The organism is Streptococcus sp. 2021WUSS126, from assembly GCF_044427255.1.
Classification (GTDB): domain Bacteria; phylum Bacillota; class Bacilli; order Lactobacillales; family Streptococcaceae; genus Streptococcus; species Streptococcus hashimotonensis.
Window position 1 is genome coordinate 140,828 of sequence record NZ_JAOTGI010000002.1, and the last position, 10,885, is coordinate 151,712.

Sequence of the window (10,885 nt, forward strand, 5' to 3'; positions counted from 1 at the left end):
GAAAATGGGTCAGGGAAAACAACTATTATTAACCAAATACTTAGGGGAGGAAAAGGAAAAAGCCAAATTTACCTTATTTTCAAACAAAATGACAAATTTTGGACATATCCTGATTTAGCACAAGAATCAATTTCAATCCCACACTGTTCTACACATCCCTATATTATTAAATTTTCAAATGCAAAAGAATTTCCAAGTGGCGATATCTACATTCGCTCAGGTGCAATTGACGCTTCAAACTATAAAAATATTATTGGATTTGATAAAAATGATAAAATTATAATACTGAAAGAAACAATAAACCAAATTAAATTTGTTGAAAAATTTAAACATAAAATTATTGAATTTGTAGATTATACTCAAAAAGGAGTGAATGTGACTTTCGAGGGTAACAAATTACCCAATATGAGTAACCAGCTACTATATCTAGATAAGATTGAAAAATTAACAAATAAAATTGACAGAGACTTTATTAATCATAAAGTAGTGGAATATTTTTCAATATTGATAAATTACATCATTGATATAGAGTATAGCGAAAAGAATCGCTCACAAATAAAGTATGAAGAACTATTGAATCTTCATTTAAATTTTAGGAATAATAAAAACATTCAAAATCAATACCAATCAATTGGAATTGATTCTGACCGCTTCCTGCCATATGATTATAGCATTGGTGGTTTACGAAATGATGTATCCGATATCCAGCTTAATGATTCAAATATTAAACAATGGATAGAAATATGGCATACCTTATATATTATAAATCTCTATTTTAATTATGTAGTTAAATCAAAGGTAGGAAGGGATAATAAATATCACGAAGAAATCAGTACAATGTTAAAAGAGTTGGAGCAAAAGCTTCAATACAACTTCAATTTCTCAACAAATGAGATTGATGAATTAAAAAAGCAGATTGAACAGATAAAAGTATCTTATAAAGAACTAGAAAATGGTCTTTTTGATCAGTCAACGTCTTACACGCAATCACTAAAAAAATGGGATCAGGTTTGGCAAAAAATCAAAGCGCCTTGTTTTAGAGTTGCTAAAGCGATAAGTTATACATCCTATTTTGAATTAACTGAACATGGTTACTTTGTTAAACATAAATTAATCCCAGATAGGGTATGGACCAAGTTAAAAGATAATGGAATACCTAGTAGTGAGATCGAACGACTCAAAGATATCGAGGAGTTATTATACAAGTTGCATGAAATCAATACAGATTTTAAAATTTTATCCGAAATTATAAGCACCATTTCAGAGATTTCTATACCAGAACTAGAAGAATCTCTACAATTTAGATGGGTTGGATTAAGTTCGGGAGAATTAGGATTATTAAGATCTTTTGCAAGTCTATATTCAGCAAAATTGGCATTACAAAGAAAAACTCCTCGAGGGATTGACCAAGAGAATTTTCTAATACTTTTGGACGAAGTCGATCTAGGGATGCATCCCGAATGGCAACGAAAGTGGGTCAGCACTGCTTTACCTATCATTGAAAAAATATTTGATAACAAACATTTACAAATAATAATTACAACTCATTCACCAATCTTTCTATCAGATATCTATAAAGAAAATATTATCTACCTATCTAAAGAGAATACAGAATATGAAAATAATAAGTTCAATAAGACATTCGGCCAGAATATCTATACTCTTTACAAAAACTCTTTTTTTCTAAATAGGCTAATGGGAGAATATGCATATAAGAGCATTGAAGATACTTTCGAATACCTAAATTTTAAAATCAATTCTGATTCAAAGGGTATTCGACCTGAAAGCTTATTTAAGGAACTTAGTGATAATTTGCAAAAGAAAACGGCTCAAAAAATTATTGAATCTGTCGGTGAGCCCATTATTGCTAATCAACTACAAGAATTATTTAACCGAGCTTTTTTAGAAAACAAAGATGAAATTGAGGAGATAAAAGACAAAATTGCTAAGCTTCAAGAACAACTTAAACAACTTGAGGAGGACAATTCCAAATGATGGCCTTAGAAATACCCAAATATCCAAAGGAATTTATTGATGCCTATGTTAAATTGATGATTTGCAAATATTTAGATGCCATTATTAGTAAATCATTGTTGAAAAGAATTGAATTCTATAAACCAAATATCAGAAAAACCTTTGGCTACAGTAGTGCGACCGTTATAAAATGTCTAATTAAAGAATACTATTTTCATGAAAACCATTTTAATGAAATAACTCTCTATGCGAAAACACATAAAACTGATTTAGGAACGTTTGTAAAAGCGAAACTAGGAACAAGCAACAAAATTCTTATTAATAAAATAACTACAAATAATTTCAAAGACTACAGAACTGAATCGTGGTATGACGATTTTGTGAAAAATTTAAATTCACTAATTATGAGAAAGAGTCAAAAAATTATAAATTTCGTTGAGAGCTACAAAAAAGTAGACACTAATGACTTTGTTGATTACTTTAGAGAATTAATAATAATCAAACCTGAGCATATGAATTCTTATATACAAAATTGTCCTAATTATCAACCACCCAACTTTAGGAATATTAAAAAAATATACAACTTATCACAGGAAATTGAAATTAATAATAAACTAGAAAAAATTAATAACTATATGATTCGAAATTTTATAATTTCAGATAGCTATGGTTTAATAGTATGCCCATACTGTAATAGAAATTACATCAATAGTAGAGGTGACTCATTTTCAGCTGAGATGGATCATTTTTATAACAAAAATGATTTTCCAATATTTGCAGTATCTCTATATAATTTCATACCTAGTTGTGGAACATGCAATCGTCTTAAGGGGACCTACGATTTAAAAATTAATCCTTTCTTGAAATGTGAAAATAATTGTGTAAAATTTGATATCATAAAGTCCAATGAGAATTATCAAATTGAATTAAAACATATTAAAGATAACAAACTAGTCCATATTAATACTCATCCTGACTTAGAGAATGATTTAATTAATGTTTTGAAACTGGATAAAGCTTACAAAATTCACGATTTAGAAGTTCAAGAGATGGTAAATAGAGAAATAGAATATGGGCAAGAATATAGAGATTCACTAATAAAATTATTAACTGGAACAGAGGAAGAAATCAATAGAAAAATAGATACTCTAATATATGGAGAAGTAGTATTCGCGCAAGAGAATGAACTTATTAATAAATCACTTGGTAAATTAAAAAAAGATGCTTATGAAAGAATCAAAGGATGGAAACTCAGTTAAAAATGTGATGAATAATTTAAAAGTAGATATCTCAAATGATTAATTGCTAGCAAAGAAAGTGGACAAAAGGAAAACTAATAGGACAACAAAAGGTATTAAAAAGGGGATGCCTCGAAATCAGGTATCCCTCTTTAGTTAATCTCTTCTTCTAACAGTTTTTGTTACAAATCCAAATATAACTAGTACATTAAAACCAACATAGAAAGCAGTAAAACTCCAAATACCATTGGTGGCTAAATCTTCTGTATAGAGGTATCTTTCTGTAAAAAAGAGGTAGATTCCATAGATTTCAATAAAGACTAATCCACTGATGAGTCCGATAAGAAACAAAGCACCTGAAACTTTCACAATCCGATATAGGACAAGCAATATTAGTCCTATTGCTGCGATAATCAAAATGTTTTGTAGAATTTGTTCCAACATCTTACTCCTCTTTCTAGGCTAATTGCTTGCGATAGTAGTCAGCCTGTTCCTGGTCAAGTTCATCAAGTTGGGCAACCAAGTCAAGGTATTCCGCTTTCGTAACCTCATCTAAGCTTGGAAAATCATTCTCACGACTCGTGATGATGAGTTCCAGCTGTCCAGTGATTTCACACTTTGAAAAGCTATAATCAAGAGTTTCATCTTCATACTGTTCCTTTAAAGCTTGGTAGTTGGCTCTATCCTCTGGGCTTGTAAAGCCTTGTGCCAACCATTCTTCAAGTTGACAACGCATTTCTTCTAGTGTTTGGACCATGATCTATTCTCCTTTTGTGATTTCTTGACTTCATTTTACCGCGTTCAAAAATATTTGTCAGCCTTTTTTCTTATATCTCAAGTGCTATTTGTTGCTTCATTTGGGGTGTTGAATCTTCACTAAACTTGGCCAAAGCTGCATCTATCTCCTCTATCTCAGCTTCTTTTTCGACCAAGGGAGCCAAAACTTCATACTTGGCCTTTACAAGCTGGTACTCCTCTTCCTTTGGAAAGACTTTCTCAACTTCAACTTTAGCTACTTTTAACTTATCTCGTAAATCTTTAACCATTTCTTCAGTCTTTTCTTGATCATCTATAATATGGTCAATGGCATTACTAATCCGTTGAATGGTTCCCACGTCTGATTTCAAATCAAGAGCGACTGTATATTGGTTATCACCTACAATCGTTAAAGAGACGGTCTCTTGTAAGGGCTCACTAAGACCTCGTGTAGTCATTTTTAAGTCAAATCCTCTAAAGCTTGCAAGTGTTCTGACTTCCTTGGTCTCTGAGCGGTTATAGGTAATGAGTTTTCGCAGATAGTCCCCTGCTTCTGCACGATTATCCATTTTCTGATTATCAAATTGCATGACAAAATCTTGCGACTTTGTTGCCAAAGATTGGGCAATATCTTTATCATATTGACTCAACCGTTTTTCCATAATAGGGAGGTGCTTCTCGCAATAGGAAATTGTGTGGTGGTATTCATCTTTTGAGCGATTAAAAGCTCGTTTTTGATTTTCTAACACCGTCAGTTCATTTTCCAATTCCATTTTCAGTTTGAGATAGGGGTTACCTGTCGCTAGAGCTTTGAAGTCAGAAGCGGTCATGGTTTGTTCATCAATGTCTTCTGCCGACCGTACAGGGTCTTTTGAGGTCATAATCTGAGTGATATATTTGAGCTTATTCTCCTGAGTCTGCCAGAGATAATTGTCGAAGCTCCCTTTGGTGATATAGTGATAAATATCTACTTCCTGGTGCATGTTTCCTTGTCGGATGAGCCTTCCATTTCGCTGGACAATGTCTGAGGGACGCCAAGGAACATCTAAGTGGTGGACAGCTTTCATGCGTGATTGCACGTTTAGACCCGTTCCACCTTTTTCCGTAGAAGCCATGAGAATCCGTACTTCCCCACTATTGACCTTGCGTGAGAGAGAATTTTTCTTCTCATCGGTATTGGCATCATGGACAAAGGCAATTTCTTCTTTTGGTATCCCTCGATCGACAAGCAAAGCTTTCAATTCATTGTAGACATCAAACCCTTCTTCCTTACTTTTAGGAGTTCCAATATCAGAGAAAATCATCTGAGTGGCTTTGTCTTCAGCTCCTTCACGGTAAATCCGCTCGACATTATCAACGACTTGAAGGATTTTCTGATTGTCTGATAAGGTATAAGCAGGGTCAATCAACCGCATATCAATGGCTAGTTTTCTAGCTTCCCCGGTTATCTTTAACATATTATCTCTACTTGGATCAACACTACCTGACTTGATAGCGTCTGAACGCTCTACCAGTTCTTCTAAATAGTATTTCTGAGCTTGCGTTAACTCGCTTTCCACCGCAATAATCTTGGCTTCAGGTACAGGTAAATCAAGCATGTCTGAAGTCTGAATGTCTGCTGTTTCCTTGTAAATCCGCATGAGTTCAGGAAGGTTGACAAACTTCTTAAACCGTTTCTTAGGTTGGTATTTATCACCAGTCGGGGCTAACTCCATAGAATTTTCAATATTCCCAAAAGCCCCAACCCACGAATCAAAATTTGATACCTGGTATCGTTCTAAGACGTCTGGTTGAATGTAATTCATCATAGTGAAAAGTTCACTAATGGAGTTTGAGACTGGTGTTCCTGTCGCAAAAACGACATTTCTATCGCCATGTTCTGTCTGAACTTGTCTCACCTTCATTTCCATATCCACGTTCTTTTTTGAAGTGGTGTTGGTAATTCCCGCGACATTCCCAAGTCCAGTGATTGGACGGATATTCTTGAAGTGATGAGCTTCATCCACAAAAAGAAAATCAATTCCAAGGTTTTCAAATTCAATAAAGGTATCTCGCTCTAGTTTTTGGAGTTCTTCCAACTGGTGCTCTAGTCCCTTGATTGAACGCTCTGCTTCTTTGACCGTATAATCAGAATCACTTCCTAGTTTGATTTCTCTGAGTTGCTCCAGCTTGTCATTGATATAGGTAACCTGCTTCTCTCGACTCATCGGTATTTTTTCAAACTGGGAATCTCCAATGACAATGGCATCATAGTCGCCTGTGATAATACGTGATACGAACTGCTTACGTTTGGCTTTGACAAAGTCCTTCTTGGTGGTCACATAAACTTTTTTAGTTGGGAAAAATTTCATGATTTCTTGACCAAACTGAGCAGTTAAACTAGACGGCACCACATAAAGTGGTTTATGTACCATTCCTAGTTCTTTCAACTTGAAACCAGCTCCAAGCATGGTCAAGGTTTTTCCAGACCCTACCTCATGGGCGAGTAGAGCTCGTTTTTCTTCCACAATCCGTTGAATGGCATTCTTTTGGTGGGGACGTAAGGAGATATTCTGGGCAAGTCCATCAATGGTTAAATGGCTACCATCATAGGTCTTTGATACTGTACGATTATAGAGACTGTTATAGGTGTCTTCAATCATCTGTTGGACGTCTGGATATTTTGCTACAAAATCTTGAAAGAGTTCTTGTAGGTGTGTTTCCTTGGCACGCAGGACTGTTGTTTTCTCCACATCCGTCACATTCTTTTTCTTATCCCCTTCGACAATTTGTTTTGTGATGGTTGGTTGATTGGAATTCAGGAGATTTTCAAATATTTTACGACCACTATCATAACGAGAACCTGGTACACCTAAACTCCTATCCGTTGCGTTGGAATAGGTATAGGCAAACTTAGATTGGTAAGTGATAACTCCGTCAATGGGACTGACTTCAAGGACTGTTGTTACTTCTTGGTCTGACAGTTCATAGGCTTTCCCCATAAAGGTTTCTTGGGCAAATTTTCCGTAAACAGATAAAGGAATCCAGCGTGAACCGATTCGATAATCAATGTCTGCTAAAGTAATGCGTGCTGGTTTGACTGTTTCTAGAAGTCCTGCATAATGCGGCCAGTTAAAGTCCTGATTGTCTTGTTTCACGAATAGGTCCACCACTTCTAACTTAGTGACGACATCACCTGACAGAAAGTCTTGGCGAGAAACATAGGACAGTTCCCCATTCAAATACTTCTCAGGATCAGGCATAATGAGGTCACCTAACTCCTCAATCAAGGTCATCTTCGATTCAACCTGATAGATAGACATCATATAAGCGAAATCAACACCACGTCCGTCAGCCAAACTGGAATTTAAGGCATCAAGGGCAGTATGTACCTTTTTAACCTCTTTTTCAGGACGCACTAGAGCCTTTTCAAAGGCAAGGGATTTAGTATAGATAACAGACTTTCCACTTGGATCCAGACGTTCATCTTCCAAACTAGCCAGAAGCGAATACTTATCATCACTATCAAAAAGATTGCGGTTCACTGTACTGTTTAAATACCCGTAGCGTTTGACAAAGCTATCATAGGTACGATTGAGTTTGCCTAACAAGTGGTTAAAGGTCTCCTTATCATAGTCATAATAGCGTTGAATGGCAATAACTTCTTGGTAGGCATTGCGAATATCGACCATTCCCTTAATCCGTGCCACTTCTTTCTCAGACAAGGGAGTTTCATAGAAAACTGTCTTTTTATAATAACCCTTAAACTGACCACGTTTGGCTGCATCATCGGTCACATAAACATCTAGAGCAGTGCTATCAGTCACCTCTAAGCTAATAAATCTATCAATCTGTTTTTGAGAATGCTTGGTGTCCCATGCTTTGAAGTTGCCCTCTTCATCGACATAATAACTGATTTCTTCCGTCTTGGTCCCCACTCGAATGCCTTTGTTATCTCGATAGTAAACTGTAGAACCCTGGTAACCAAAACTGTACTGACCCAGATTCTCCCTCATTTCAGCTGGAATGGAAGTATCCATGACTTGTTTGGTCAATATGTCTGGATTAATGATGATTTCATTTCTATCAATCTCTCTTGGGGCTTTTACTTGATGTAGAGCAGTTTCAACACTTGCGATGAGGTTGTCACTAGTCCCCTTAACAGAAAGTGTTCCGCCGTTAAAATTTCTGACCTCGTAGGTTCCTAGCACTTGGCTATTGTATTCTCCATCAAAGTAAGGATTGAGCCAAATGCGACTATCCTTTTCATAACGAATGGAACCTGAAAAGGCTAAGTCATCTGTCACATATCCCTTGTTCAAGTGTTTCTGGAAGAATAACATATCCGTTGTAACATTCGTTCCTGCAATGGCCTTAAAGGTAGAGTCAGGCAATCGAACCCCTCCAAGAAATTCAGTTGTCTCACGAATATCTTGTAAGATGTTTTCTGTTCGCTTATCCATGGTTCCTGTGGAAGAGATAATCGCTACTTGTCCACCATCATGGACCAAATCAAGTGACTTTTTGACAAAGTAGTCATGAATCATATAAGGCTTATCGTACCTGTTATCCGCAATTCGTATATTGGCAAACGGCACATTTGAAATCACCAAATCAAAACTATTGTCGTTAAAAGCCACCGTCTCAAAGCCCTTAATTTCAATATGGCTATTCGGGTGAAGGTGCTTGGCAATGGCTCCTGTAATGGTATCTAGCTCTACGCCATATAGCTCACTCTTTTCTCTTAAGTGTTTAGGCATAGCCGCAAAGAAATTCCCTGTTCCCATGGAAGGATCTAGGATTTTGCCACCTGTAAAGCCGTCTCTTTCCAACTTATCCCACATCTGATGAATCAGGGCAGGGTCTGTGTAATAGGCTGTCAGGGAGGACTGTTTCATATCCGAATACTCTTTATCAGTGACTAGGCTTTTCAGTTCTTCTCGTTCCATAGAAAATTTTGGATTATAGTCATCAAAGAAATCATTGGCAAGTCCACCCCAGCCCACATACTTGGCAAGGAGTTCTTGTTCACTTAATGAAGCATTGCGGTGCTCTACTTCTAGATTTTTTACCAAACGAATGGCCGCAATGTTTGTCTCAACCTTATCTCTAGCAGTCTTTGGATAAAAGTCCGTCATATCTTCTGGAAAATAAAAGTCCGTTACTGGAATCTCTGGAATTGTTTCGACGACTTCCTCTTCAGGAATTTGATTATCTGATTCTTCAAGTTCAGTATCGTTATGACCTTTTTCTGAACCATCTGGTTCCAATAGTCCAATACTCTGAACTGGCTCCTCTTCCAGATATGAGAATAGGTTTAATTCTTGGTCCGCTTCTTCTAACTCTGTTTGTTTTTCTGCCTTTAGCTGATGAAGTGCCTGACTGACTTCTTCCCAGGTCCTCATATAAAGAACTGGATTTTGTTCAATGATATCCGAAAAATCATTGACTAACTCAATCCGAATCAAACCGTTCAATCGAGCATCGCTGACCGACACGACCTCAAAGTCCTGTCCCTTATAGGAAACCAATGACCTCAGAGGATAAGTGTCCAATACTCTCTGAACCAGTGGATTTTCCGCAAATTCTTCATCAACTATTTCTTTTCCCTCAGCTTTCTCTAGCTTGTTCTTCCAATCTCTGAGGGTTAAATCTGGCTGATTGCCTTTATCTTTTTCAAATTGCTCCGCGTCTTCTCTGCTAAGTTCTTGGTGTAAAAAGGCGTAAGCAATTTGTCGCAGCTCTTCAATGGAAAGCTGGCTACCAAAGAAAAATTCAATTTTTTCATGACTCAATCCCATTTGGAGTAGTTCGGTCGCAAGGGCGAGTTGAGTTACAGAGGCATTGGGATAGCCACCTAGTAAAGCAAGATCCGCATTTTTCAAACGAAAACGACCTACCGCATCCAATAAAATACCAACTTGGTCTGGGTCAAACTGAGATAGCTCAATCCCCACTTGAGTCAATTTTTCTTGATTTTCTATCCTAATGGCTTGTCCAATTTTTTCTAACTCCTTTTCTTCGACTGTAGTCAACGTTCGTTTCAGCTCATAGGGACTGCCATCAGCCTCTAGATAGGTAAGTAACTCTTCTCCTTCAAAGACTGGTGTCATTTCCATCTCAGTATCAAAATCACCTCGTCTAAAACTTGGGACTTTGGAACGTTCATTTCGAATTTGGTCAAAATATGTTAGTATCTCAAATTTACGTCGTAAAGATAACTCTTCATAAGCTGGCAGATGACTGGTTTTTCCTGTTTGAACATCTAGTTGAGACAAATCTACATCCAAACTAGCAATAACCAGAGAGCCCTCTTCTCGAAAAGATATTGCCTGATGAACACTTGTTTTGTGCTCATCACCAGTTTCTTCTTGTTCTTGAACTATTTCATCAACTCTTGCTTCAAGTTCAGGTTGGTAGGTCAAGAGAAACTGTTCAATATCCCGACTGATGCGATCTGCTAAATTATTGGCCACACGGTACACATTGACCAGATTAGCTCCCTTCCCTTTTTCTAGCAGAGAAGCCGTCGAAATGGTTTGGTAGTGACCATTGGAATCCAATAGTTGAAAACGTGTGGCAAGATTGAACATGGCCACTTCAATCACCAAGTCTTTTTCAGACGGCGATAGTTTGTCGAGTTTTTGGAGACCAGTTTGTCCGAATACTTGTGTATAGGTCAATAGATCATGAGCAGTATCATAAGGACTAGCCTGGACAAAAGCTGAAACATCTGTCTCAAAGTGAAGTACCTGAACAGATCTTTTGATTCCCTGCCTATTGGTCATAAACTGACGAATAAGACTATCCCACTCCTCATCAAAATGCTCTGCTTGGTAATATAAAAATGCCTCAAGCAGGGCCCTATCACGAGGAATGGTGGCTCTCATCATTTGTAGTAAGACTTCTTGATTCATTTTTCCCTCCCATTTCAAAAA

Annotated in this window: 5 protein-coding genes; 2 read left to right on the plus strand and 3 right to left on the minus strand. The window is 36.9% G+C overall.

What is annotated here, in order from left to right; translation table 11 throughout:
- Positions 1-405 precede the first annotated feature (405 nt).
- Together ODU39_RS01915 and ODU39_RS01920 are read left to right on the plus strand one after the other, a co-directional pair.
- Positions 406-1,995, plus strand: a complete 1,590-nt coding sequence (locus tag ODU39_RS01915; protein ID WP_398579730.1) for an AAA family ATPase — start codon at positions 406-408, stop codon at positions 1,993-1,995.
- On the plus strand, positions 1,992-3,233 hold the full coding sequence (locus ODU39_RS01920) for a hypothetical protein (protein ID WP_398579731.1): 1,242 nt from the start codon (positions 1,992-1,994) through the stop codon (positions 3,231-3,233). The genes ODU39_RS01915 and ODU39_RS01920 overlap by 4 nt, the downstream gene beginning before the upstream one ends.
- Before the next feature lie 135 nt (positions 3,234-3,368).
- Here the strand turns inward: ODU39_RS01920 and ODU39_RS01925 are convergent, their stop codons facing one another.
- The 3 genes from ODU39_RS01925 to ODU39_RS01935 all read right to left on the minus strand — a co-directional run bounded on the left by ODU39_RS01925 (position 3,369) and on the right by ODU39_RS01935 (position 10,864).
- Positions 3,369-3,656 carry a DUF5966 family protein gene (locus tag ODU39_RS01925; protein WP_398579732.1) on the minus strand — a complete coding sequence of 96 codons (288 nt, stop codon included), beginning with the start codon at positions 3,654-3,656 and terminating at the stop codon, positions 3,369-3,371.
- Between the two features lie 13 nt (positions 3,657-3,669).
- Positions 3,670-3,969, minus strand: a complete 300-nt coding sequence (locus ODU39_RS01930) for a DUF5962 family protein (protein ID WP_398579733.1) — start codon at positions 3,967-3,969, stop codon at positions 3,670-3,672.
- Between the two features lie 70 nt (positions 3,970-4,039).
- Positions 4,040-10,864: an SNF2-related protein gene (locus ODU39_RS01935; protein WP_398579734.1), complete on the minus strand. Its 6,825-nt coding sequence runs from the start codon at positions 10,862-10,864 to the stop codon at positions 4,040-4,042.
- Positions 10,865-10,885: the final 21 nt, after the last annotated feature.